Source organism: Paraburkholderia sp. SEWSISQ10-3 4 (genome assembly GCF_030464785.1).
GTDB lineage: Bacteria > Pseudomonadota > Gammaproteobacteria > Burkholderiales > Burkholderiaceae > Paraburkholderia > Paraburkholderia aspalathi.
Window position 1 is genome coordinate 75642 of record NZ_JALPRI010000019.1, and the last position, 24242, is coordinate 99883.

29 protein-coding genes and 1 tRNA gene are annotated in these 24242 nt (G+C 61.2%); 24 read left to right on the forward strand and 6 right to left on the reverse strand.

The features are described 5' to 3' along the window. Positions 1-51 precede the first annotated feature (51 nt). The 12 genes from hisB to tatC all read left to right on the forward strand — a co-directional run bounded on the left by hisB (position 52) and on the right by tatC (position 7556). Positions 52-639 (forward strand): imidazoleglycerol-phosphate dehydratase HisB, encoded by a 588-nt coding sequence (hisB, locus tag M0D68_RS27695; protein WP_054036619.1) that lies wholly within the window; start codon positions 52-54, stop codon positions 637-639. 59 nt (positions 640-698) lie between these two features. Beyond that, a complete protein-coding gene (locus tag M0D68_RS27700; RefSeq protein ID WP_054036621.1) occupies positions 699-1319 on the forward strand; it encodes a MarC family protein in 621 nt (206 codons plus the stop codon). Further along, positions 1316-1957: an imidazole glycerol phosphate synthase subunit HisH gene (gene hisH, locus M0D68_RS27705; protein WP_093643455.1), complete on the forward strand. Its 642-nt coding sequence runs from the start codon at positions 1316-1318 to the stop codon at positions 1955-1957. Before M0D68_RS27700 ends, hisH begins: the two co-directional genes overlap by 4 nt. Before the next feature lie 214 nt (positions 1958-2171). Beyond that, complete coding sequence (gene hisA, locus M0D68_RS27710; RefSeq protein WP_054036624.1) at positions 2172-2924, forward strand: 1-(5-phosphoribosyl)-5-[(5-phosphoribosylamino)methylideneamino]imidazole-4-carboxamide isomerase; 753 nt, start codon at positions 2172-2174, stop codon at positions 2922-2924. 228 nt (positions 2925-3152) lie between these two features. Further along, positions 3153-3926, forward strand: coding sequence for an imidazole glycerol phosphate synthase subunit HisF (hisF, locus tag M0D68_RS27715; RefSeq protein WP_054036627.1), 774 nt, complete (start codon positions 3153-3155; stop codon positions 3924-3926). A gap of 1 nt (position 3927) precedes the next feature. Continuing rightward, positions 3928-4338, forward strand: coding sequence for a phosphoribosyl-AMP cyclohydrolase (gene hisI / locus M0D68_RS27720; RefSeq protein ID WP_200566042.1), 411 nt, complete (start codon positions 3928-3930; stop codon positions 4336-4338). Continuing rightward, positions 4335-4727, forward strand: a complete 393-nt coding sequence (locus tag M0D68_RS27725) for a phosphoribosyl-ATP diphosphatase (protein ID WP_211703562.1) — start codon at positions 4335-4337, stop codon at positions 4725-4727. The genes hisI and M0D68_RS27725 overlap by 4 nt, the downstream gene beginning before the upstream one ends. Before the next feature lie 106 nt (positions 4728-4833). Then, the gene (locus M0D68_RS27730) at positions 4834-5229 is read left to right on the forward strand and encodes a hypothetical protein (RefSeq protein ID WP_063497496.1); all 396 of its coding nucleotides are present in this window, start codon (positions 4834-4836) and stop codon (positions 5227-5229) included. A gap of 82 nt (positions 5230-5311) precedes the next feature. After that, the gene (locus tag M0D68_RS27735; RefSeq protein WP_012434499.1) at positions 5312-5677 is read left to right on the forward strand and encodes a histidine triad nucleotide-binding protein; all 366 of its coding nucleotides are present in this window, start codon (positions 5312-5314) and stop codon (positions 5675-5677) included. Positions 5678-5944: 267 nt separating this feature from the next. Beyond that, positions 5945-6184: a Sec-independent protein translocase subunit TatA gene (tatA, locus tag M0D68_RS27740; protein ID WP_093643459.1), complete on the forward strand. Its 240-nt coding sequence runs from the start codon at positions 5945-5947 to the stop codon at positions 6182-6184. Between the two features lie 39 nt (positions 6185-6223). Then, positions 6224-6742 (forward strand): Sec-independent protein translocase protein TatB, encoded by a 519-nt coding sequence (gene tatB, locus M0D68_RS27745; protein WP_093643461.1) that lies wholly within the window; start codon positions 6224-6226, stop codon positions 6740-6742. Between the two features lie 34 nt (positions 6743-6776). Next, complete coding sequence (tatC, locus tag M0D68_RS27750) at positions 6777-7556, forward strand: twin-arginine translocase subunit TatC (protein ID WP_054036635.1); 780 nt, start codon at positions 6777-6779, stop codon at positions 7554-7556. A 106-nt stretch (positions 7557-7662) separates the two neighbouring features. On the opposite strand, the gene M0D68_RS27755 is transcribed toward tatC, so the two are convergent. Continuing rightward, positions 7663-8886 carry a Do family serine endopeptidase gene (locus M0D68_RS27755; RefSeq protein WP_054036636.1) on the reverse strand — a complete coding sequence of 408 codons (1224 nt, stop codon included), beginning with the start codon at positions 8884-8886 and terminating at the stop codon, positions 7663-7665. A 19-nt stretch (positions 8887-8905) separates the two neighbouring features. On the opposite strand from M0D68_RS27755, the gene M0D68_RS27760 reads away from it, so the two are divergent. The 8 genes from M0D68_RS27760 (at position 8906) to M0D68_RS27795 (ending at position 15520) form a co-directional block, all read left to right on the forward strand. Then, entirely contained in the window at positions 8906-9652 is a 747-nt protein-coding gene (locus tag M0D68_RS27760; RefSeq protein ID WP_093643463.1) for a Nif3-like dinuclear metal center hexameric protein, read from the forward strand. Positions 9653-9873: 221 nt separating this feature from the next. Next, positions 9874-10494, forward strand: a complete 621-nt coding sequence (petA, locus tag M0D68_RS27765) for a ubiquinol-cytochrome c reductase iron-sulfur subunit (RefSeq protein ID WP_120289276.1) — start codon at positions 9874-9876, stop codon at positions 10492-10494. Next, on the forward strand, positions 10494-11873 hold the full coding sequence (locus tag M0D68_RS27770) for a cytochrome bc complex cytochrome b subunit (RefSeq protein ID WP_054036639.1): 1380 nt from the start codon (positions 10494-10496) through the stop codon (positions 11871-11873). Before petA ends, M0D68_RS27770 begins: the two co-directional genes overlap by 1 nt. 22 nt (positions 11874-11895) lie before the next feature. Then, a complete protein-coding gene (locus M0D68_RS27775; RefSeq protein WP_093643467.1) occupies positions 11896-12651 on the forward strand; it encodes a cytochrome c1 in 756 nt (251 codons plus the stop codon). A 95-nt stretch (positions 12652-12746) separates the two neighbouring features. Then, positions 12747-13358 (forward strand): glutathione S-transferase N-terminal domain-containing protein, encoded by a 612-nt coding sequence (locus tag M0D68_RS27780; protein ID WP_006052302.1) that lies wholly within the window; start codon positions 12747-12749, stop codon positions 13356-13358. A gap of 74 nt (positions 13359-13432) precedes the next feature. Further along, positions 13433-13954 (forward strand): ClpXP protease specificity-enhancing factor, encoded by a 522-nt coding sequence (locus tag M0D68_RS27785; protein WP_093643469.1) that lies wholly within the window; start codon positions 13433-13435, stop codon positions 13952-13954. 19 nt (positions 13955-13973) lie between these two features. Then, positions 13974-14049, forward strand: a tRNA-Thr gene (locus M0D68_RS27790). A 346-nt stretch (positions 14050-14395) separates the two neighbouring features. Continuing rightward, a complete protein-coding gene (locus M0D68_RS27795) occupies positions 14396-15520 on the forward strand; it encodes a class I SAM-dependent methyltransferase (protein WP_266225964.1) in 1125 nt (374 codons plus the stop codon). A 50-nt stretch (positions 15521-15570) separates the two neighbouring features. On the opposite strand, the gene M0D68_RS27800 is transcribed toward M0D68_RS27795, so the two are convergent. Next, positions 15571-16851, reverse strand: coding sequence for a TIGR03862 family flavoprotein (locus tag M0D68_RS27800; RefSeq protein ID WP_266225965.1), 1281 nt, complete (start codon positions 16849-16851; stop codon positions 15571-15573). Positions 16852-17247: 396 nt separating this feature from the next. Between M0D68_RS27800 and M0D68_RS27805 the strand changes: the two genes are divergently transcribed. Continuing rightward, positions 17248-17457 (forward strand): DUF1059 domain-containing protein, encoded by a 210-nt coding sequence (locus tag M0D68_RS27805; RefSeq protein WP_093643476.1) that lies wholly within the window; start codon positions 17248-17250, stop codon positions 17455-17457. A gap of 91 nt (positions 17458-17548) precedes the next feature. On the opposite strand, the gene M0D68_RS27810 is transcribed toward M0D68_RS27805, so the two are convergent. Further along, a complete protein-coding gene (locus tag M0D68_RS27810; RefSeq protein ID WP_093643478.1) occupies positions 17549-17869 on the reverse strand; it encodes a DNA-binding protein in 321 nt (106 codons plus the stop codon). A gap of 386 nt (positions 17870-18255) precedes the next feature. On the opposite strand from M0D68_RS27810, the gene M0D68_RS27815 reads away from it, so the two are divergent. Beyond that, positions 18256-19098: an SAM-dependent methyltransferase gene (locus tag M0D68_RS27815; RefSeq protein WP_093643480.1), complete on the forward strand. Its 843-nt coding sequence runs from the start codon at positions 18256-18258 to the stop codon at positions 19096-19098. A gap of 41 nt (positions 19099-19139) precedes the next feature. On the opposite strand, the gene M0D68_RS27820 is transcribed toward M0D68_RS27815, so the two are convergent. Next, positions 19140-19694 carry a DUF1415 domain-containing protein gene (locus M0D68_RS27820; RefSeq protein ID WP_266225966.1) on the reverse strand — a complete coding sequence of 185 codons (555 nt, stop codon included), beginning with the start codon at positions 19692-19694 and terminating at the stop codon, positions 19140-19142. A gap of 86 nt (positions 19695-19780) precedes the next feature. Then, complete coding sequence (locus M0D68_RS27825; protein ID WP_266225967.1) at positions 19781-20422, reverse strand: TetR/AcrR family transcriptional regulator; 642 nt, start codon at positions 20420-20422, stop codon at positions 19781-19783. A 153-nt stretch (positions 20423-20575) separates the two neighbouring features. Between M0D68_RS27825 and M0D68_RS27830 the strand changes: the two genes are divergently transcribed. Both M0D68_RS27830 and M0D68_RS27835 read left to right on the forward strand, forming a co-directional pair. Beyond that, the gene (locus tag M0D68_RS27830) at positions 20576-21859 is read left to right on the forward strand and encodes an MFS transporter (RefSeq protein WP_211706475.1); all 1284 of its coding nucleotides are present in this window, start codon (positions 20576-20578) and stop codon (positions 21857-21859) included. Positions 21860-22045: 186 nt separating this feature from the next. Beyond that, positions 22046-22639, forward strand: a complete 594-nt coding sequence (locus M0D68_RS27835; protein WP_200574028.1) for a nitroreductase family protein — start codon at positions 22046-22048, stop codon at positions 22637-22639. Positions 22640-22729: 90 nt separating this feature from the next. Here the strand turns inward: M0D68_RS27835 and M0D68_RS27840 are convergent, their stop codons facing one another. After that, positions 22730-24205 (reverse strand): MFS transporter, encoded by a 1476-nt coding sequence (locus M0D68_RS27840; protein WP_093643491.1) that lies wholly within the window; start codon positions 24203-24205, stop codon positions 22730-22732. Between the last annotated feature and the right edge of the window lie 37 nt (positions 24206-24242).

Below are 24242 nucleotides of genomic sequence, written 5' to 3' on the forward strand. Positions count from 1 at the left end.
TGTTCCCATCCCACACTACTATCGCTTTCTAGCTAGATTCGAGGAATTACCATGCGCCTTGCGGAAGTCGTTCGCAACACAAGCGAAACGCAGATCCGTGTGAAGATCAATCTGGACGGCACCGGTCAGCAGAAGCTGGCCACCGGTGTGCCGTTTCTTGATCACATGCTCGACCAGATCGCACGACACGGCTTGTTCGATCTCGACATCGAAGCGCATGGCGACCTCGAAATCGACGACCACCACACGGTCGAAGACGTCGGCATCACGCTTGGCCAGGCTGTCGCGAAGGCAATTGGCGACCGCAAGGGCATCCGCCGCTACGGTCATTCTTACGTGCCGCTCGACGAAGCGCTGTCGCGCGTCGTGATCGATTTTTCCGGACGCCCGGGTCTCGAATTCCATGTGCCGTTCACGCGAGCGCGCATCGGCACGTTCGACGTCGATCTCTCCATCGAATTTTTTCGCGGCTTCGTCAATCACGCCGGCGTCACGCTGCATATCGACAACCTGCGCGGCCTGAACGCCCATCACCAGATGGAAACGGTGTTCAAGGCGTTCGGACGTGCATTGCGCATGGCCGTCGAGATGGACGAACGCGCGGCGGGACAGATTCCGTCGACCAAGGGCAGCCTTTAAGCGCTCATTTACCAGCCTCGTGACCAGGACCGGCTGCGCTTGCCCGCACCCGGTGTGCGATGGATATTCTGAAGTCGTTTATTTCGCTGCTGGCGTTGATCAACCCGGTCGGCGCCATCCCGTTCTTTATGAGCCTGACGGCGCTTCAGAGCGACGCCGAGCGGCGTAGAACGATCCGCATCGCGGCAATTTCGGTGTTCTGCGTGATTGCGGTGACCACGCTGCTCGGGCAGCAGATCATCAGCTTCTTCGGCATTTCGGTCGGCTCGCTCGAAGTGGGCGGCGGGATCATCATGTTGCTGATGGCTATCAACATGCTGAACGCGCAGATCGGCAACAGCCGTTCGACGGCGGAAGAGCGCGATGAGGCCGAGCAGAAAAACAACATCGCGGTTGTACCGCTGGCGATTCCGCTGTTGACCGGCCCGGGCGCGATCAGCACCACGATCATTTATGCGGCCGGCTCGGCGCACTGGTACGACCGGCTGAGCCTTGTCGCGATCGGTGCGGTGCTGGCGGCGATCTGCTTTTTTTCGCTGCGCCTCGCTGAACCGATTGCCCGCTGGGTCGGTCGCACGGGTATCAACATCGGTACGCGGCTCATGGGTTTGATGTTATCGGCGCTGGCGGTGGAATTCATCGTCGATGGATTGAAGGCATTGCTGCCTAACTTGAAATGAAAACTTCGATAGCGATTGTGGATTACGGAATGGGCAACCTGCGCTCGGTTGCTCAGGCATTGCGCAAAGCCGCGCCGGAAGCGGACGTAGCGATCGTCGATCAGCCCGAAGCGATCCGCTCGGCCGACCGTGTGGTGCTGCCCGGCCAGGGCGCCATGCCCGACTGCATGCGCAGTCTGGCCGAATCCGGCCTGCAGGAGGCGGTCATCGAAGCCTCGCGCAGCAAGCCGCTGATGGGCGTGTGCGTCGGCGAGCAGATGCTGTTCGACTGGAGCGCCGAGGGTGATACGCCCGGTCTGGGTCTGTTGCCCGGCAAGGTGCTGCGCTTCGACCTGGAAGGTCAGGTACAAGACGACGGCTCGCGCTTCAAGGTCCCGCAAATGGGCTGGAACCGCGTGCGCCAGGCGCAGCCGCATCCCTTGTGGGACGGCGTCGCGGATAACGCGTTCTTCTACTTCGTGCACAGCTACTACGTCGTGCCGGACAACGCCGCCCATACCTCGGGCGAAACGGTGTACGGTGTGCCCTTTACCTCGGCGGTGGCGCGGGATAACATCTTCGCGACCCAATTCCACCCGGAAAAGAGCGCCGAAGCGGGGCTGCGCGTGTATCGCAACTTCGTGCACTGGAACCCGTGAGCGCCTTTCTCCATCCTGTTGCCCAACGCCGTTCCGCCACACGCGGAGCGTCGGCCGTGCGCCACAACCGCAGCAAGACGATTTCGCTTCACTACGGCGCTCCGCAAGGGCGTCGAAAGAGTTGTACTAAACTAGCGAAACGGCGTTATGGCGGGCTGGCTTGTCAGCCGCTGCCGCCGACCTTCAACCACCTCCCAGACAACACCCGATTGCTATGCTGCTGATTCCCGCCATCGACCTGAAAGATGGTCACTGTGTACGCCTCAAACAGGGCGATATGGACCAGGCGACGATATTTTCCGAGGAACCGGCGGCGATGGCCCGGCATTGGGTCGATCGCGGCGCCCGCCGTCTGCACCTCGTCGACCTGAATGGCGCGTTCGCCGGCAAGCCGAAAAATGAAGACGCGATTCGCGCGATCATCGAGGAAGTGGGTGGTGAGATTCCCGTCCAGCTGGGCGGCGGCATCCGCGATCTGAACACGATCGAGCGCTATCTGGACGACGGTTTGTCGTACGTCATCATCGGCACGGCGGCGGTGAAGAATCCCGGCTTCCTGCAGGATGCGTGCACGGCTTTCGGCGGCCATATCATCGTCGGTCTGGACGCGAAAGACGGCAAGGTCGCGACCGATGGCTGGAGCAAGCTGACCGGCCATGAAGTGGCCGATCTGGCGCGCAAGTTCGAGGATTACGGCTGCGAGTCGATCATCTACACCGACATCGGCCGCGACGGCATGCTCCAGGGCATCAACATCGAAGCCACGGTGCGTCTCGCTCGCGCGGTGAAGATTCCGGTGATCGCGAGCGGCGGTTTGTCGAACCTCGCGGACATCGAGTCGCTGTGCGAAGTCGAGGACGAAGGCATCGAAGGCGTGATCTGCGGCCGGGCAATCTACTCGGGCGATCTGGACTTCGCAGCGGCGCAAACCCTCGCCGACCGGTTGCGCGAATCGGACGACGCTTAAGGCTCTAGGTTCGAAGCGTCGCGATCGGCCCGGAATCGACGCAGCAGCGGGCTTCGGACTTTAAAAGCGGACGCAACGGCGTGTCCCGAAAGCGCGTCAAGCCGCCAGCTGGTGTCTTCGGCACATTTCCGGCTTGCGGCCTGACGCGGCGAGCAGCGCCGGCACAGTGCCGCTCGTGAAGATTCAGGCGAGCGGCCTCATCAGCGGTATTGGCAGAATTGCACGATTATGGCTCTAGCTAAACGCATCATCCCCTGTCTCGACGTCACGGCTGGCCGCGTGGTCAAGGGCGTCAACTTCGTCGAACTGCGCGATGCGGGCGACCCGGTCGAAATTGCGCGCCGCTACGACGATCAGGGCGCCGACGAACTGACCTTCCTTGACATCACCGCCACCTCCGACCAGCGCGATCTGATTCTGCCGATCATCGAAGCGGTCGCTTCCCAGGTGTTCATTCCGCTGACGGTCGGCGGCGGCGTGCGCGCTGTCGAAGACGTGCGGCGGCTGTTGAACGCGGGCGCGGACAAGATCAGCATGAACTCGTCGGCGGTTGCGAATCCGCAACTCGTGCGCGACGCGACGGACAAATACGGCTCGCAATGCATCGTCGTCGCCATCGACGCGAAGCGCGTCTCCGCGGACGGCGAACCGCCGCGCTGGGAAGTCTTCACGCACGGCGGGCGCAAGGCCACCGGCCTCGAAGCTGTCGAATGGGCGCGCAAGATGGCCGAACTGGGCGCCGGAGAAATCCTGCTGACCAGCATGGACCGCGACGGCACCAAGAGCGGCTTCGATCTCGCGCTCACGCGGGCGGTGTCCGACGCGGTGTCGATTCCGGTGATCGCCTCGGGTGGTGTCGGCTCGCTGCAGCATCTGGCCGACGGCATCAAGAGTGGCCACGCGGACGCAGTGCTCGCCGCCAGCATCTTCCACTACGGCGAACACACCGTGGGCGAGGCCAAGCGCTTCATGGCCGATCAAGGCATTTCGGTGAGGTTGTGACGTGGTGAATTCCTCGGCAGTAGAGTGGCTCGACAAGGTCCGGTGGGACGCGAACGGCCTCGTGCCGGTGATCGCGCAGGAAGCGTCGACCAACGACGTGCTGATGTTCGCGTGGATGAACCGCGAAGCCCTGGCGAAAACCGTCGAAACCGGCCGCGCGGTGTATTTCTCGCGCTCGCGCCAACGCTTGTGGTTCAAGGGCGAAGAGTCCGGTCACGTGCAGCATGTGCATGAAGTGCGGCTCGATTGCGACGAAGACGTCGTGCTGCTGAAGGTCGAGCAGGTGTCGGGCATTGCGTGCCACACCGGCCGCCACTCGTGCTTTTTCCAGAAATTCGAAGGCACGGTTGAAGATGGCGACTGGGTCGCCGTCGATCCCGTGCTGAAAGACCCCGAACACATCTACAAATGACGCAATCCACGCAATCCACCGACTCGGCTTCGTCCACTAAGGACACGCTGCTGCGCCTCGCGGCCATCATCGACAGCCGCAAGGGCGGCGATCCGGACATCTCGTACGTGTCACGCCTGTTCCACAAAGGCGATGACGCGATTCTCAAGAAGATCGGCGAAGAGGCCACCGAAGTCGTGCTGGCCGCCAAAGACACCCGCCACGGCGGCGCGCCGAAAGCGCTGGTCGGCGAAGTGGCGGACCTCTGGTTCCACTGCCTCGTGATGCTGTCGCATTTCGACCTGAGCCCGGCGGACGTCCTTGCCGAACTCGAGCGCCGTGAAGGCCTGTCGGGCATCGAGGAGAAGGCGCTGCGCAAGAGCCGCGAGCGCGAAGAGAACGGCGACTGATTGTCGCCGCCTTGTCGCTACCTTGTCAGCCGTGTCTTGAAGTGGCGAACGTCGGCACCCACATTGCACTGAACGAACAGGATCGCATCCTCGGGAGGACGCAAGCATGGAACAGTCGCAAGGAAATTATCCGCCGCCGGTCTACCGCAACGCGATCGAGCCAGAGCGCGAACGCAGTCTGCGCACGCTCACCCACGTGCTGTACGCGCTGTATGCGGTTCATTGGCTGACGGGTGGTCTGACGATTCTGATCGCGATCATCATCAACTACGTGAAGCGGCCCGATGTGGTGGGCACGCCCTACGAAGCGCATTTCGAGTGGCAGATCCGCTCGTTCTGGATGGCCTTGCTGGGTTATGCGATCGGCGGTGTGCTGCTGTTCGTGGTGATCGGCATTCCGGTTCTGTGGGCCGTCAGCATCTGGATGTTGTACCGTATTATCAAAGGCTGGCTGTATCTGTACGATAACAAGCCGCTCGCGAACCCGCGTGGCTGGTTCTGAGTTGGGTCCGGCTGCGGCCGGGCCGGATATGAGCCGTGCCGCATCACGCTTCGCGCTCTAGCCATACTGTGTCAGGAATACGATGAGCCACGACCCGAACTGCCTGTTCTGCAAGATCGCCGCCGGCGAGATTCCGTCGACCAAAGTCCATGAAGACGACGAATTCGTTGCCTTCCGTGATATTCGTCCGGCCGCTGAAACGCACGTGCTGGTGATTCCCCGCAAACACATCGCCACGCTATCGAATTGCACCGAAAGCGACGCACCGCTGCTTGGTAGAATGCTTGTTCTGGTGGCGCGTCTGGCCGACCAGCTGGGCGTGGCGTACACCGGCGGCGAAACCGGTTTTCGTACGGTCATCAATACGGGGCCGGGCGGTGGCCAAGAGGTGTATCACCTGCATGCGCACATCCTCGCCGGGCCGCGTCCGTGGCAGCGCATGGGCTGACGGGCGGGCTGATAGAGCGGGCTCGTAAATAACCGCGAGCTGCGAGGCGCGCAGCGAGTTTTGGCCGTTGAGAATAGCAGGGCCGTTTTTTTGCTGCACTGTAACGACGCCGACGCGATCGTCAGGTCACAATGGCACACCGTGTCGTGGGTTGATTCGAAACAGCTCGCGGCAACGTATAGATGGAGCGCACGCGCTTCGATTCACGCCGCAAGGCGCACGAGTTTTGCCGCATCACGTGCGGTGTCGGGGTTAAGGAGAGTAGTCATGGGTTCGTTGAGCATTTGGCATTGGCTGATCGTGTTGCTGATCGTGGCGCTCGTGTTTGGCACGAAGAAGCTGCGCAATATCGGTACCGATCTGGGTGGCGCGGTGAAGGGCTTCAAGGAAGGCATGAAGGAAGCCGAAACGCCCGCAGGCGAAGCGCAGCAGCGCGAACTGCCGCGCAATGGCGCGGTAGATGTGGATGCGAAGGAAAAGACGCCGCGTTCCGGCGATTACCGCTAAGCCGCGGCCCAACCGCGTTACTGACGGACACTTCACTTCATGCTGGACCTCGGTCTAACCAAGATGGCGCTGATCGGCGTCGTCGCGCTGGTCGTACTCGGGCCTGAGCGCCTGCCTCGCGTTGCCCGCACGGCCGGCGCGCTGTTCGGCCGCGCGCAGCGGTATATCAACGACGTGAAGGCCGAAGTCACCCGCGAAATCGAACTCGACGAATTGCGTCGCATGAAGACCGAGTTCGAAGCGGCGGCGAGCAACGTCGAAACCAACGTTCAGGACAATCTGCGCAAGCACGAAACGGAACTGAACGACGCTTGGAATAGCGGCACGTCGGTGTCGCCGAGCATTGCCGGCGGCGCGCTTGAAGATGTCAGCAATTCGCCGTGGCAGACCAGCACGCCACCCTCAGGCCCCAAGCGCAAGAACTGGCGCGTCAAGCAAACCGCCATGCCCACCTGGTACAAGCGCGCCACCACGCGCCGCACGCGTGTGCAGTCGGGCGCGGCGCGCGTGGCGCGGCATACGCCGGCCACCATGCGTCGTCCGACGCGGTTTTTCTGATGATCAGAACGACAATCTCTAACCGAGGGCCGGTGTGAGCGACCCCCAGCAAACCCAGGACGAAGGCACTGAAGAGACCTTCATTTCCCACCTCGTTGAACTGCGCGACCGTATCATCCGCGCCGGCCTTGCCGTCATCGTGGTGTTTGTCGGGCTCGTGTATTGGGCGCCGGATATCTTCCGGCTGCTGGCGCGGCCCTTGATGCAGAATCTGCCGAAGGACGGCAAGATGATCGTCACCGACGTCACCGGCTCGTTCTTCGTGCCGATGAAGGTGACCATGCTCGTCGCCTTCGTGATCGCGCTGCCGATCGTGCTGTACCAGATCTGGGCGTTCGTTGCGCCGGGTCTGTATCAGCACGAGAAGAAGCTGGTCGGGCCGCTGGTGGGCAGCAGCTACACGCTGTTCCTGTGCGGCATGGCGTTCGCGTACTTCGTAGTGTTTCCGACCATCTTTCGCGTGATGGCGCACTACAACGCGCCGCTCGGCGCGGAGATGACCACCGATATCGATAACTACCTGAGCTTCGTGCTCACCATGTTCCTTGCGTTCGGCGTGACGTTCGAAGTGCCGATTGTCGTGGTGCTGCTGGTCCGCATGAACGTGCTGACCATCAAGAAGCTCAAGGAAATCCGTCCGTATGTGATCGTGGGCGCGTTTGTGATTTCGGCGGTGGTGACGCCGCCGGACGTGTTCTCGCAGCTGATTCTGGCGATTCCGCTGATCGTGCTGTACGAGGCGGGCATCATCGCGGCGCGGTTGATTGTCGGCAAGCAAAAACCTGTGATTGCGGAAGATAGTCCGCCAGGTTGAACGGCAGCACAGAGAGACAAACAAAAAGGGCAGTCCATCACGGACTGCCCTTTTTGTTTTTGCGACGGCGTTGCACGCATCAATAGCCGCGATGTCTCTCGCGCTATCAACCGCCGTCGTCGTCCTGCTGATCGCCACCGCCGTTGTCCTCGGCCGGTTGCTTCGGCGGAGGCGGGCGCTTGCCGATCGTCACTTCCAGATCCATCTCGTGGCTCTTGCGCACCAGATGAACCTTCGCCGCCGTGCCCGGCTTGATCTGCGCGATGACGTTCAGCAAACGCGTGGTGTCCGTGATCTCCTGGCCGTTCACGCTCACCAGGATGTCACCCGGCTTGATACCCGCACGGTCGGCCGGACCGTTCTTCAGCACGCCCGCGACAATCGCGCCCGACTTCTGCTCGAGCCCGAACGATTCGGCGATTTCCGGCGTTACGTCCTGCGGCTCCACGCCGATCCAGCCCCGCGTGACCGAGCCCGTCGTGATGATGCTCTCCAGCACGCTGCGTGCGGTCGAGACCGGAATCGCAAAGCCGATGCCGAGCGAGCCGCCTGAGCGCGAATAGATGGCGGTGTTGATGCCGAGCAGATTGCCGTTCACGTCGACCAGCGCACCGCCCGAATTGCCTGGGTTGATAGCCGCGTCGGTCTGAATGAAGTTTTCGAACGTATTGATGCCTAGGTGATTGCGCCCCAGCGCGCTGACAATGCCCATGGTCACCGTCTGGCCGACGCCGAACGGATTGCCGATCGCCAGCACCACGTCGCCCACGCGCGTCTGGTCCATGCGGCCGAGCGTGATGGTAGGCAGGTTGGTCATGTTGACCTTCAGCACGGCCAGATCGGTCTCAGGATCGACGCCGATCACCTTGGCATTGGTGGTGCGGCCGTCGGCGAGCGCGATTTCGATCTGATCGGCGCCGTCCACGACGTGCTGGTTCGTTAGAATGTAACCTTCCGAACTCACTATCACCCCAGAGCCGAGATTCGACGCGGGTTGCTCCTGCTGCTTGCCTTTGTTCTTGTCGCCGAAGAAGTAGCGGAACAGCGGATCTTTCGCGCGTGGGTCGGGTGGCAGCGAGCCATCCTTGCTGGAGAACACATTGACGACCGCGGGCATGGCCTTTTGCGCGGCGTCTGCATACGACGCCTGTGCAGGACCCGTGCCGATGCCTGGCGCCACTTCCCGAAGGGCGACGATCGGTTCGGCGAGTTGCTTGCCGAATTGCCCTTGACGCTGGAGCCACTGCGGTTTGAGGGTCGCAATGATGAACATCAGCGCCAACAGCACAGTCACCGCTTGGGCAAAGAACAGCCAAAAGCGTCTAAGCATCTGAAGACTAGAGGTTTATATGGATCGGATCGAACTTGAATTGTACTTGAACAATCTCCTTGAAACCGCGCGCTTCAAGGACTATTGCCCCAATGGATTGCAGGTGGAAGGCCGGCGCAGGATCAATAAGCTCGCGACCGGCGTGACGGCTTCCGTGGCCTTTCTCGAAGCCGCGCTCGACTGGGGCGCGGACGCGGTGCTGGTCCATCACGGCTACTTCTGGCGCAACGAGGCGCCGCAGATCACCGGCCGCAAACACGCGCGGCTTAAGCTGCTGATCGCCAACGACCTGAACCTGTTCGCCTATCACCTGCCGCTCGACGACCATCCCGAGTTCGGCAACAACGCGCAGATCGGCGCGAAGATGGGCTGGATCAGCGACGCGCGCTTCGGCGAGAACGATCTTGGCTGGCTCGCCACGTTTCCGATGCCGATCACGCTCGCGCATTTCACCGCGCAAGTCGAGCAGACGCTTGGCCGCGCGCCGCTCGTGTTCGGCGACCCGGATCGCGAACTGCGCCGCGTGGGCTGGTGCACGGGCGCCGCGCAAGGCATGTTCGACGCCGCCATCAATGCCGGCGCGGATGTCTACCTGACCGGCGAAGTGTCGGAGTCGGTGATGCACACCTCGGCGGAAAGCGGCGTGGCGTTCCTCGCGGCCGGCCATCACGCCACCGAGCGTTTCGGCGTCCAGGCGGTGGGCAAGCATCTGTCGGAGCAGTTCGATATCGAACACGTGTTTATCGATATCCCGAATCCCGTCTGAATTGAAAATCGGCATTAGATAAGAAAAAGGCACGAATAACGTAGAGGGCGCTTAAAAGGAGGTGCAAAAAAGTTTGCGATCCGTACGGAGAAACCCTGACTTATCAAGGGCTTCGCACGGTTTTTGGCAATGGGGCCTTGTAAATGCCGACTCCATTCGCGCAAACTAGCGGCGGTAGAAGCGACGTGAAGGAAAAATCCAACTCAGAAGTGGGGCGTGTAATGCGAGACAAGGAAGATGAACGCGTCGACGGCGGCCGCCGTACCTGGCTGATAGCGACGACCGTAGCAGGTGGCATAGGAGGCGTTGCCACTGTCGTACCCTTTGTTAGTTCGTTTGCACCATCTGAAAAGGCCAAGGCGGCAGGCGCCCCGGTCGAAGTCGATATCAGTGATCTCAAACCCGGCGACATGAAGACGGTCGCCTGGCGCGGTAAGCCGGTGTGGATCATCAACCGCACCGACAGAATGCTGGCCGATGTTCAGAAAGCCGATAACGAAGTAGCGGATCCCCACACCAAGAATCCTTTTTCGATGCCGTTGCCGGAGTACTGCAACAACGAATTCCGTTCGCGCACCGATCACAAGAATCTTTTCGTCGCCGTCGCCGTGTGCACCCATCTGGGCTGCACGCCGACCCCGCGCTTCCAGGAGGGCGCGCAGCCCAATCTTCCCGACGACTGGCCAGGCGGCTTCCTGTGCCCGTGCCACGGCTCGACCTATGACATGGCCGGCCGCGTCTTCAAGAACAAACCTGCGCCGCAGAACCTCGACATCCCGCCTTACATGTTCACGTCGGCCACCGGCCTCGTGATCGGCAAGGACGAGAAAGGAGAAGCGTAATGGCGATCGAACATGAAGTGGAGACGACCGGGCTGGTCGGCTGGATCGACCGGCGCTTTCCCCTGACGTCTACCTGGAAGAAGCACGTTTCCGAGTACTACGCGCCGAAGAACTTCAACTTCTGGTACTTCTTCGGTTCGCTCGCGTTGCTGGTGCTGGTCAATCAGATCGTCACCGGCATCTTTCTCACGATGAACTACAAGCCCGACGCGACGCTCGCGTTCTCGTCGGTCGAGTACATCATGCGCGAGGTGCCTTGGGGCTGGCTGATCCGCTATATGCACTCCACGGGCGCGTCGATGTTCTTCGTCGTCGTGTATCTGCACATGTTCCGCGGGCTGCTGTACGGCTCGTACCGCAAGCCGCGCGAACTGGTATGGGTGTTCGGCTGCGCGATCTTTCTGTGTCTGATGGCCGAGGCGTTCTTTGGCTACCTGCTGCCGTGGGGCCAGATGTCGTTCTGGGGCGCGCAGGTGATCGTGAACCTGTTCTCGGCGATTCCGTTCATCGGCCCGGATCTGTCGCTGTGGATTCGTGGTGATTACGTCGTCTCGGACGTCACGCTGAACCGCTTCTTCGCGTTTCACGTGATCGCGATTCCGCTGGTGCTGATCGGGTTGGTGGTCGCGCACCTGGTGGCGCTGCACGAAGTGGGTTCGAACAACCCGGACGGCATCGAGATCAAGGCAAAGAAGGACCCGGACGGCATTCCGCTCGACGGCATCCCGTTCCACCCGTACTACTCGGTGCACGACTTCATGGGCGTGACGGTATTCCTGATCATCTTCGCGGCGATCATCTTTTTCGCACCGGAGATGGGTGGGTACTTCCTTGAAGCGAACAACTTCATTCCCGCCAATCCGCTGCAAACGCCGCAGGAAATTGCGCCAGTGTGGTACTTCACGGCGTTCTATGCGATGTTGCGCGCCACGACCGATCCATTCAAGATCGTGCTGATGATCATTGTCGCGCTGCTCGGTCTGTTCGCGCTGGTGCGCGCACGCGGCAAATGGAAGCTCGGTTTGCCGGTGCTCGCGGTGCTGGTGGTTCTGGCAATGGCGTTCACCGAATCGAAGTTCTGGGGCGTGGTGGTGATGGGCGGCGCGGTGATCTCGCTGTTCTTCCTGCCGTGGCTCGATCGCTCGCCGGTGAAGTCCATTCGTTACCGGCCGTTTTTTCACAAGGTGTTCTACGGGATCTTCGTGCTCGCTTTCCTGACGTTGGGCTTCCTCGGCACCAAACCGCCGTCGCCTGCCTCGACGTTGATTGCCCAGATCTGCGCGCTGATCTACTTCGCGTTTTTCCTCGGTATGCCCGTCTGGACGCGGCTTGGCACGTTCAAGCAGCCGCCCGAGCGGGTGCGGTTCAAGCCCCACTAATCGCGAGCCCGGAGAACACGAAATGAAAAAACTGCTTTCGACGTGCGCGCTGATCGGCGCGACACTGCTCGCGGTGCTGGCCGGACCGGCGCACGCGGACGAGAATTTCCCTCTCGACCGCGCGCCCGATAACGCGGAGAATTTTGCTTCGTTGCAGCACGGCGCTCAATTGTTTGTAAACTACTGCCTGAATTGCCATAGCGCGAACCTGATGCGCTACAGCCGGCTGACCGACCTCGGCATTACGCCGAGCGAAATCCAGTCAAACCTGTTGTTCACCACGGATAAAGTCGGCAACACCATGACCGTGGCAATGCGCCCGGACGACGCGAAAGCGTGGTTCGGCGCGAGTCCGCCGGATTTGTCGGTGGAAGCGCGGGCGCGCGGCAAGGACTGGCTGTACACGTATCTGCGCAGCTTCTATCGCGACAATACGCGGCCAACTGGCTGGAACAATCTGGTGTATGAGAACGTGAGCATGCCTCACGTGCTGTGGCAGCTTCAGGGGCAACGTACCGCGAAGTTCGGTGACGAAGTCGACGAAAAAACAGGCGAAACGGTGCACAAATTCGTCGGCTATCAACAGGTCACGCCGGGGACGATGTCGCCGGTAGATTATGATTCTGCTGTGGCCGACCTCGTGTCGTACCTGTCATGGATGTCCGAACCGACGCAGAAAACCCGCAAACAGCTTGGCGTGTGGGTGCTGCTGTTCCTCGGCATTCTGAGCTTTTTCGCCTGGCGACTGAACGCCGCGTACTGGAAACATATCAAATAATCACGCCGTCACCCGGCGTGGGGCCGGCGCCAGGAAAAACCTGTTGAACGGTTTTTCCGCGCGCTGGCCTTTCAGCTTTTTGAGGAAACGTAAACATGATGGTTCTGTATTCCGGCACAACTTGCCCGTTCTCCCAGCGCTGCCGGCTGGTGTTGTTCGAAAAGGGCATGGACTTCGAGATCCGCGACGTCGACCTGTTTAACAAGCCGGAAGACATCGCTGTGATGAATCCGTATGGTCAGGTGCCGATTCTCGTCGAACGGGACCTGATTCTGTATGAATCGAACATCATCAACGAGTACATCGACGAGCGCTTCCCGCACCCGCAACTGATGCCGGCTGATCCGGTTCAGCGCGCCCGCGCCCGTCTGTTCCTGCTGAACTTCGAAAAGGAACTGTTCGTTCACGTCGGCACGCTCGAAAACGAAAAGGGCAAGGCCGCTGAGAAGAATCACGAGAAGGCACGTCTTGCGATCCGTGATCGCCTGACGCAGCTTGCACCGATCTTCCTGAAGAACAAGTACATGCTCGGCGAAGAGTTCTCGATGCTGGACGTCGCGATCGCGCCGTTGCTGTGGCGTCTGGACCACTACGGCATCGAGCTGTCGAAGAATGCTGCACCGCTGATGAAGTACGCCGAGCGCATTTTCAGCCGCCCGGCTTATATCGAAGCGCTGACACCTTCGGAAAAGGTGATGCGTCGTTGAGTTTGGCTTTGGGGTGAAGGCGCCGCGTCTCGATTGTTTTCCGTGCGCGCCCAAACCCGGTAAGAGGACTGTTGATGCAAGAAATTTCCACCAAGCCTTATCTGCTGCGCGCGCTGTACGAATGGTGCACGGATAACGGCTACACGCCGCATATCGCCGTCCGGGTCGATAATCAGACGCGCGTGCCGCGGCAGTTCGTGCGCGATAACGAGATCGTATTGAACATCAGCTTCGAGGCGACCAGCCAGTTGCAGATGGGCAATGAATGGATCGAGTTCAGCGCGCGTTTCTCCGGCAAATCGCACAAGATCGAAGTGCCGATCGCCAATATTCTCGCGATCTACGCGCGGGAAAACGGGCAGGGCATGGCGTTCCCGGTCGAGTCGGCAGGCGGCGAGGCGCAGGATTCTGGCGCCGATGCGGAACTGGCGGACGAGACCGAAGCACCGGCCGCGCCCGTCAGCGTGGCGCCGCGTGCGGTCGAAACATCGTCTGCCGCGGATGCCGCCAAAGCGGAAAGCGCGACGGACGGCCCGCAGCCTGACGATGATGGATCGAAAGGTGGCGGAAGGGCTCGCCTCAAGATCGTGAAATGAAGTAGAATCACGGCCTCATGCCGGCTTAGCTCATCAGGTAGAGCGCTTGACTTGTAATCATGAGGTGGCGGGTTCGAGTCCTGCAGCCGGCACCAGTAGTGCGAAAGCGGGTTTCTGAATGACTTCAGAAACCCGCTTTTTTATTTGCGGCGGGGATTTCGCGGGTTGGACGAGAGGCGGAAACGGCTCATTTTTGCCAGATCTCATTCACCTTGTCGATTGTGGACATTTTAGTCTGCGAGCTGTCCGCAGGCCGCTGCAAAGGGCGGTGGCATCAGCCTTCTTCCGACGGCCGCCCTCAGATACCGCCCCGCGAACCCGACTGGGAGAGGTACTATTCGGGCGTCAGTCGGCATCACGATCAGTCACTCCGGCGGGCAACGCCCCCCGAGACGCGCGTTTTCACCGCGTCACTCCTGCAACACAGACCCCACCTTCATCATGACCAGCCCCGCAACCATCACCTGGCCCGAAGCCGACGGCCCCCGCACTGCGCGTTGGCGCTCCGAAGCCGCGGTCCCGCCGCCCAAGCGTGTCGTCGTCGCCGATGACCGCACCACCGCTGATTCCGCCTACCGTCTCGCGTGCGAAGGCACCGCGCTGCTCTGGAACGGCGACTTTCAGAACGCTCGCCAATTGCTGCAGGCGGTCACGCGCCGGCTGGAGCGCAAGCCGCGCAAGCAGGGCGAAACGCCGATCGACGCGTTCAACCTGCATCGCCAGGCGCAGTCGCAACGCGCCCGCACGCTTGGGATGATTCTGATCCCGCTCGACGCTGCGTACGCGATTCCGCTGCGTCGCGCGCCTGAAGTGCAGCAGGCCTGCATCGAAACCTACGGGCCGTCTGCCGACGAGCCCTCGGTCGTGTCGCTGCGCGAATTGCTCGGTCTGATCGGCGCGCACGAGTGGCGCAAGAAGGGCGTGGAAATTCCCGCGCTGGGTGAGCGCATCCATCCGCACTACGGCGTGTTTTCGCCGGTGCGCGGTGAATATGTGGATCTGGTCGCGCGCACGCCATTGCCGTCGTTGAACAAGGCGTTCGATATCGGCACCGGTACAGGCGTGCTGGCTGCGTTGCTCGCCAAACGCGGTGTGAAGAAGATCGTCGCGACCGATCAGGACCCGCGAGCGCTTGCTTGTGCACGCGAAAACCTCACGCGTCTTGGCTACGATCAGCAAGTCGACGTTGTGCAGGCTGATCTGTTTCCGGAAGGCCGTGCGCCGCTGGTGATCTGCAATCCGCCGTGGGTGCCGGCGCGGCCCGCATCACCGATTGAATACGCGATCTACGATTCGGAAAGCCGCATGCTGCTCGGTTTTCTGGACGGGCTGGCGGAGCATTTGTCGCCGGGCGGGGAAGGCTGGCTGATCATGTCGGACTTCGCCGAGCATCTCGGATTGCGTACGCGCGAGTGGTTGCTTGCCGCCATTGAAAAGGCGGGGCTGACCGTGGTGAGTCGCGAGGATATTCGTCCGCGGCACCCGAAGTCGACCGATGAAACCGATGCGCTACATACGGCGCGCAAGGCTGAAGTGACGTCGCTCTGGCGTCTGAAGGCGCGCTAAACGGAGGCGCTCGAGAGGAGCGCGATGAGGTGCAGTTAAAGAACGGCGTGTCAAACCAGCACGTCGCGCGCCTTGAGATACGCTAATGCGCCACGTCCGGCGGCCAGCCCGCTGGCGAAGCAGGCGGTGAGCAGATAACCGCCGGTCGGTGCTTCCCAGTCGAGCATTTCACCTGCGCAGAACGCGCCGGGCAGACGCTCGATCATCAAATGTTGATCGAGCGCTTCGAAGGGGATGCCGCCCGCGGTGCTGATCGCTTCCGCGATGGGCCGCGCGCGCGTGAGTCGCACCGGCAGCGCTTTGATCGCGTGCGCCAGGCCATTCGCATCGGCGAAGGCTTCCTTCGACAGAATCTCATGCAATAAAGCCAGTTTTACACCCCCAATGCCGACCCTGCCATGCAGGTGAGTCGACATGGAACGCGAGCCGCGCGGCCGCGTGACCTCGGCCACGACACGCTCCAACGTCAAGCCTGGCGCCAGGTCCAGCGCGATCGTGACGTCGCCATCGGCGAAAATCCGCTCCCGGATGGCTGCCGACAACGCATAAATCAGACTCCCTTCGAGGCCGGTTTCGGTCAGAAGTATTTCACCTTGTCGATTGTGGACTTTATTGTCTACGTCGGTGATCGTGATGCCCACGGATTTCACTGGCTGACCGGCGAAACGCTCGCGCAGATAAGGACTCCAGTCCGCGTCGAAGCCGCAGTTCGCGGGCCGCAACGGCGTCACCGGCACCTCGCGTGCGCTTAGGAGCGGCACCCAGGCGGCATCCGATCCGAGCCGTGGCCAGCTTGCGCCACCGAGTGCGAACACCACGGCTTCACAGTTCACGCGTTGCTCGCCGTCGGGTGTTTCGAAGCGCAACGTGTGCGCAGCTGCGTCGCCGTCATCGCCGCCATCGTTGTCCCAACCGATCCACTTGTGGCGCATGTGAAAGCGCACGCCAGCTTCTCTCAACCGATGCAACCACGCTCGCAGCATCGGCGCCGCTTTCATGTCGGTCGGAAAAACCCGCCCCGAACTGCCGATGAAAGTTTCGACGCCAAGCTCATGCAGCCAGGCCCGCAAGGCGTCGGGACCGAAGAGGCCGAGTAGCGGCGCGATCTGTTCGCGGCGCGCGCCATAGCGGCCAAGAAACGGCTCGATCGGTTCCGAATGCGTGATGTTCATGCCGCCTTTGCCGGCCATCAGGAATTTGCGGCCAACGGATGGCATCGCGTCGTAGACGTCGACTTGCACGCCGTGCTGGGCGAGCGCCTCGGCGGCCATCAAGCCGGCGGGGCCGCCGCCGATCACGGCGACGCGGGCGGGATCGAAGGAGGATGACATGCGGTCCTGCGGATGAGCGGAGGGCGGCGCGTTGGCCTGATCTGACAATCAGGCAGAGCGAAGGGCGCTATTTTCACACCGCCGGCAACGCAGGGCAAACGGCGGGCGGCGAACGACTAACGAGTCAACGGGCCAGCGCGAGCCAGCGGCCGAAAAAAGCTGGGTTCGGGCGTGTCGCAAGCCCCTGCGCTCGCGTTCGCGTCTTTGCTATTCACTCACGCGAACTATACTTTTCAAACACCTTCCACCGGACGCAGTCCGCTTCTTCCTCGCGTCACACTACCCACCGCTCTCATTTCGCCCGACACGGCCAATGCAGTCGCGTCAAGGCTGGCGACGTGGTCTGCGCGCCCGCTGTTTGTCTGGATGTTTCGACGTTTGATTTAGGAGATTGCCATGACTCGCAAATACATCGACTGCCGCGAGTTCCCGAGCGAAACGAAGTGCACCGTTGCCCTGTCCGCTGACAGCGAGAGCGAATTGCTCGACGCGGCCGTGCAGCATGCCGTCACGGTGCACAAACATACGGACTCGCCGGAACTGCGTTCGCAGCTCAAGACGCTCTTTCATGAAGGCACGCCGCCGGTCGAGGCGCCGCGAGGGTGATTCGTTGTCCTTTTCCTTGAGGATGAAAGCCGGCTAACCAGCACGAACGGCAGCGCGCCGTTCGCGCTGGTCGCGGCGTTGTCCTGGCGTCCTAGCCGGGATATGCCTCATCCACCTTCAATCCGGCCAGCTTGAAAATGACCCGCAGCGTTTGAGGTTTGATGTCACGACGCGAAGCGAGTGTCGTCATCACGAAGTCGAGCACCTTCGCGTACTTCAGCATCGTCAGGCACGTCTCCATGTCGACGCTGCCATCGCGCATGACTTCGGCCAGCCGCAGCATTTCGGTGGAGATGTCGCGTGCCATTTCCAGTTCGAGCTGCTGCTTTTCCGACCACGCAGGGGCGGCGGTGAGCTTCGCCATCATTTCCTGAAACTTCTGTTCGACGTTTCCGTTGGGTACCGTGTCCATCGCTGCCTCTTCTATTTTCCAGGCGCGCGTCCGTTTGAGATCGCGGCGCGCTGCTGGTTACGTAACGTTCGGTCCGTGTTCCGGGACCGTCCTCCCCACATGCATTCGGTTCGCGTGATCGAAGCCACGACCGGCAGCTTGTTGTTATGCGCGACGCGGCTTACGCCATCGAGTGAACCGGCCCGCAAGATGCTTTCAAGCCACGTCGGAATACGTCCCGCATAGTGCGTTTTGAGCAGGAAGTGTTCCAGGTTTATGGCATTTCTCGCATGGTCGACGCGGCTCCTTAGGTGAGCGGCCTGCGCTTTGGGTAAACTGGCAGCAACTTTTCCTTTTTTCCGTCATCTGTCGCACGTTCGCGTTGCAATCGATGGCGGTCTCCCACGATGTCCAGCAAAACCCACGAAATCCGTCCGAACCAGTCCGTCGAGTTGTTGAAGGAGCTTCATATCCTCACGCGCGACGGCAAGATGAACCAGGACAGCCGCCGCAAGCTGAAGCAGGTCTACCACCTGTTCCAGTTCATCGAGCCGCTGCTGAAAGACCTCAAGGAGCAGCAGGGCGCGGTGACGCTCGTCGACCATGGCGCGGGCAAGTCATACCTAGGTTTTATCCTGTATGACCTTTTCTTCAAGGAGTTTCAGGACGCCGCTGGTGGGGCATCGCACATTTACGGCATCGAAACGCGCGAGGATCTCGTGACGAAATCCGAGGAGTTGGCCGGGCGGCTGGGCTTCACGGGGATGTCGTTTCTGAATTTGTCGGTGGCGGAGTCGATTACGTCAGACCGATTGCCGGCGCAGATCGATATCGTGACGGCGTTGCATGCGTGCAATACGGCGACTGACGACGCGCTTCGGTTTGCGCTGGAAAAGCGTGCGAAGTACATCGTGGTGGTGCCGTGTTGCCAGGCCGAGGTGGCGGGGGTTTTACGGCAGAACAAGGGTAAATCGCTCGGGAATGCATTGACCGAGATCTGGCGGCATCCGTTGCACACCCGGGAATTTGGCAGCCAGATTACCAATGTGCTGCGCTGCCTGCAGCTCGAAGCGCATGGATATCAGGTGAGTGTGACCGAGCTGGTCGGATGGGAGCATTCCATGAAGAATGAACTGATTATTGCCCAGTTCAAGGACCTGCCGAGACGGCGGCCAACCGAGCGGCTGAATGAAGTGATGGAGACGCTCGGGATCGAGGAGCTGAAAGAACGGTTCTTTGTCTCGGCCTGATCCGTCCTGCGGCGGTGGCTTTTTGATAGCCACCGCGCGCATTATTTTTTCATCAATTCATTCCAGCCTTTAAGACCAATTCGCCGAAGCGTTTCCTGATTCCGTTCATAAATAGCTTCCGCATCGGGAAAAGCCTGAACTGCCCGTTCAATACTCTCTTCACGAAGCAGATGCAAAATCGGGTAGGGCGCGCGATTCGTATAGTTCTCGATATCGTCGGGTCTGCTGTCTTCAAACTGATAATGCGGGTGAAAACTGGCAATCTGAATAATGCCTTCCAGCCGAAGTTGTTTAATCATTCTCTCGGCAAAAAACAGGCAATCGTTATAGTCGAGAAAATCGCTGAGCGCGGCCGGTATAACCAGAAGCGTAGTATCCACCGTGTCAGGATTCGCCGCGACGAGCGCCTGAATCTCGGTTTCGAGATCGGCTAACACCCCTTCCATATCCACGGCGTCGCTCACGGCGTAGCGAATCTGCCCTTTCACATGTACGGCTTTGGCAAAGGGGCACAAATTGAGCCCGATCACGGCCTCCGTCAGCCAATGACGGGTGGCGGCGATAACGGCATCATGAGATTCGGCGGGCGACGACATGGCAAGCAGCGAAAGAGGAAAGTGCCATTCTAACGGCGCGCAACGGCAACCGATCCGCACCCGGCCTCAACAGGACGGCCCAAACCTCAACCCGCTTGCGTCCCGCTACATGCCGCCGCGATCAACTGCGCCGCTACCTTCGGTGCGGCAAGAATCGGTCCGCAGCCCGGTCCGTAGGTCTGGCTGGCCGCGTACACGCCTTCGATCATCAAACCGAGACCGTTGGCCAACGCCACCGGATCGTCGGCGCCTGCCGCGGTTGTCAGTTCCAGAAGCCGCGCCATCAACCGTTCCTTGTTGTGAAACACGAATTGTCGCGCCGGATGCGTTGTGTCGGAAAACTCCACGGCCACATTCACGAAAGGACAGCCGCGGTAATCGTCGACCGATGCGCGCACCGCCAGGTCGTCGAAATACTGCTGAAGCTGCCTGGCCGGTTCGCCTGGATGCTTGGCAAAGCTTTTCTCGACGTAGCCGAAAAACTGCTCGTCCTTGCGCTCCAGATACGCCATCACCAATTCGTCCTTCGACGAGAACTGGCGGTACAAGCTCATCTTGTTCACACCCGCTCGCTCGACCACCGCGTCGACGCCGACCGTCCGCACACCCTCGCGATAGAACAGTTCGTCTGCGGCGCGCAGCAGATGCTGCTGCGCCTCCGGGCCGGCTGTCTGCGCGCCGCGTGCTCGCCGTGCGGCGGTTGGCTTGAGGGTTTCACTATCGGACATGGGTACCACCTGAATTGAATTGATGCCTTGACATGTTACCGACCAGTAACTAACATCGCAACACCATTGTGACAGATCTGTCACAAGTCCTTTACCGAAGTCGTAACAATGCGAGCGGCGCGGCCTGCGGGGCAGGCGTCGATTGGAGAATTAATGAACTGGGCAGCGAGACTGATTGGCGGACGTTTCCACTACGGCTGGTTGACCGTGGCAGTGGTGTTTCTGGTGCTGCTGGCGGCGGCCGGCACGCGCGCCACGCCGAGCGTGATGATGGTGCCGCTGGAGCATCAATTCGGCTGGAGCCGTGCGACGATTTCGCTCGCCATCTCCGTGAACATCGCGCTCTACGGCCTGATGGGGCCGTTCGCGGCCGCGGCGATGCAGCGCTTTGGCGTGCGTCCTACTTTGCTGATCGCGCTCGGGACGATGGCGGCGGGGGTGGCGTTGTCGTCGCTGATGACGCATCCGTGGCAGATGGTTCTGATCTGGGGCGTGATGGTCGGCGGCTCGACCGGGGTGGCGGCGCTGTCATTGTCTGCGACGGTGGTGACGCGCTGGTTCACTACCCATCGCGGTCTCGTGATGGGGATTCTCACGGCCAGTTCAGCGACTGGCCAACTCGTGTTCCTGCCGATGCTCGCGGCCATCGCCGAGCATTACGGCTGGCGCCAGGTGGTGTGGGTCGTCGCGGGCGCGGCGGCGGTTGTCTTGCCGCTGGTTGCGTTCCTGTTGCCGGAGCGGCCCGCGGATATGAAGCTGCGCCCGTTCGGCGAACCGGCCGACTCGCCGATTTCCAATTCCGTGACCAAGCAGAATCCATTGGCCATCGCCTTCGGCACGCTCGCGATGGCGAGCAAGACGCGTGATTTCTGGCTGCTGTTCTTCAGCTTTTTCATTTGTGGCGCGAGTACCAACGGTTACGTCGGCACGCACCTGATCGCAATGTGCGGCGACTACGGCATGAGCGAAGTGCAGGGCGCCTCCCTGCTCGCCGCCATGGGTATCTTCGATCTGTTCGGTACGACGCTGTCGGGCTGGCTGTCGGATCGCTTCAATAGCCGCGTGCTGCTGTTCTGGTATTACGGTCTGCGTGGTTTGTCGCTGATGTATCTGCCGCACGCCTTCGGCATCGATTTCTTCGGCTTGCCATTGTTCGCGGTGTTCTACGGACTCGACTGGATCGCCACCGTACCGCCTACCGTGCGTCTCGCGACCGATGTCTACGGCAAGGAAGCGGCGCCGGTCGTGTTCGGCTGGGTGGTCGCCGGCCATCAGCTCGGTGCGGCCTTCGCGGCGCTCGGTGCGGGCATGCTGCGCGCGAGCCTCGGTACGTACACTGTGGCGTCGATGATTTCCGGCGGACTGTGCCTGATTGCTGCCGTGATCGTGCTGCGGATCAACCGGCCGGCCAAGGTGCCGGAGCCGCAAGCGGCGTAAAGCTGCGGCCCTGCGCGTGGTGAACAAGGCGCACTTGAGCAAACGGCCTGATACGAGGCCGTTTGCCATTGCAGCTGAGCTGAAAACTAAGTGTGTACTTGTTGGAGCGCGAGTGGCTCAGCCCGGTTATGCTATGAAGCCCCGGGCAGCCGCCCGTCGTTCATGAATTTCGACCGAGAGAAGCGCATGACCAACAAACCCGCCCCTACCGCAGTTGCCATTCACGAGCTGATTGCAGGTCGCTGGAGCCCGCGCGCGTATTCGAGCGAGCCGGTGAGCCGCGAGGATCTGCATTCGGTGCTCGAAGCGGCACGCTGGGCGCCGTCTTCGTATAACGCGCAACCGTGGCGTTTCCTCGTATTCGACCGTAGCGTCGATGAAGTCTCGTTCAAGCAGGCTTTCGCCACGCTGGTGCCATTCAATCAGGGCTGGAATGCGCCGGCGCCGGTGCTGATCGCTGTGACCACGCACACGCTCACCAACAAGGGCGAAGTGAACCGCTGTGCGCCTTACGATGCGGGTGCCGCGGCAATGGCGCTGGTGCTGCAGGCGCATGCGCTCGGCCTCGCCGCGCATCAGATGAGCGGCTTCGATCCAAACGCGTTCCGCACGGCGTTCAAGCTGCCGACCGACGTCGACGTGATCGCGATCATTTCGCTCGGCCACTACGGTGATGTCGATAAACTCGATCCGGTGCTGCGTGAGCGTGAGAAGTCGGTGCGTCAGCGTTTGCCGCTTGCTGAAATCGCTTATGGCGGCGGGTGGAAGAAGGCGTTCTGAGTCCCTTGCGGCTTTGGTGGCGACAAAAACGCGTGGCGCTGACCGCGCGTTTTTATTTTGCATTGTTCGTGAGGCTTTAAGGCGCGTGGCTCATTCCTCGCCGTCCGCGACGCTCGAAAGCGGCGTGGCGACATTCTCGAGCGACTTGCGCTCTGCATCCACGCCCCATATCGCGGCAATCACCGCGGCGGCGAGCATCAACCCCGAGCCGACCAGATAGCCCACAAACACTTCGCTGCGCTGATGCGTATCGATCAGCCGACCGAAAAACGCCGGCCCGATGATGCCGCCCAGCGCCGTGCCGAATGCGTAGAACACCGCGATCGCCAAGGCGCGGATTTCCAGCGGAAATGATTCACTGACGGTCAGATACGCCGAACTCGCCGCCGCTGAAGCGAAGAAGAAAACGACCATCCACGCGATCGTCTGCGTCACGACGGTGAGCATGTGCTGCTCGAACAGATAGCCGCTCAGCGTCAGCAGGATGCCGGACAGCGCGTAAGTCGTGGCGATCATCTTGCGTCGCCCGATGACGTCGAAGAGCCGGCCGAGCACCAGCGGTCCAAGAAAGTTGCCGAGCGCGAACGGCAACAGATACCAGCCTATATGGTCGCCCGGCACTTGATAGAACTCGGTCAGCACCAGCGCATAGGTGAAAAAGATCGCGTTGTAGAAGAACGCCTGCGCGGTCATCAACGATAAGCCGACCAGGGCGCGCCGTCGGTGCGCGTTGAATAGCGTGTGAAACACCTCGCGCAGCGGCGTATGTGCGCGTGCCCGCAGTCTTAGCCGCGTGAGGTCCTCATCGGCGAGTGCATGGCCTTCGCTGCGAAAGCGCGTTTCGATGCCGTCGACGATCGAACGCGCGTCACGTTCGCCGCCGTGCGTCAGCAGCCAGCGCGGACTTTCAGGCACCCAGATGCGCATCGGCAGAATCCCCAGCGCCAGCACCGCGCCGATGAAGAAACAGGCGCGCCAGCCCCAGTCGCCCGGCAGCAGATTCGGATCGAGCAGGACCAGCGATCCCGCCGCGCCGAGCCCCGCGCCCACCCAGAAGGTGCCGTTGATGCCGAGATCGGTCCAGCCGCGCACCCGCGCGGGCGTGAATTCCTGGATTGTCGAATTGATCGCCGTATATTCACCGCCGATGCCTGCGCCGGTGAGAAAGCGAAACAGCAGAAAACTGGCGAGATTCCACGAAAAAGCAGTCGCCGCGGTAGCGGCCAGATACAACGCGAGCGTGATGAAAAACAGCCTGCGACGGCCGAGCCGGTCGGTCAGCCAGCCGAAGCCGAGCGCGCCGAGCACGGCGCCGGCAATGTAGGCGCTGCCGGCGAGGCCCACGTCGGCGTTGGTAAAGCGCAACGATGGGCTAGACTTCAACGCACTCGCGACAGCGCCTGCTAGCGTCACTTCGAGACCGTCGAGCAGCCACGTCACGCCCAGCGCGACGACGATCAGCGAGTGAAAGCGTCCCCACGGCAAGCGGTCGAGCCGCGAGGGCAGATCGGTTTCAATGACGGCGGCGTTTTTCTCGTGGACAGCGGCGGTGGGCGGCGCGCTCATTGCTACAAGTCTCCTGTTTACCGAAAATTGGCGGCGT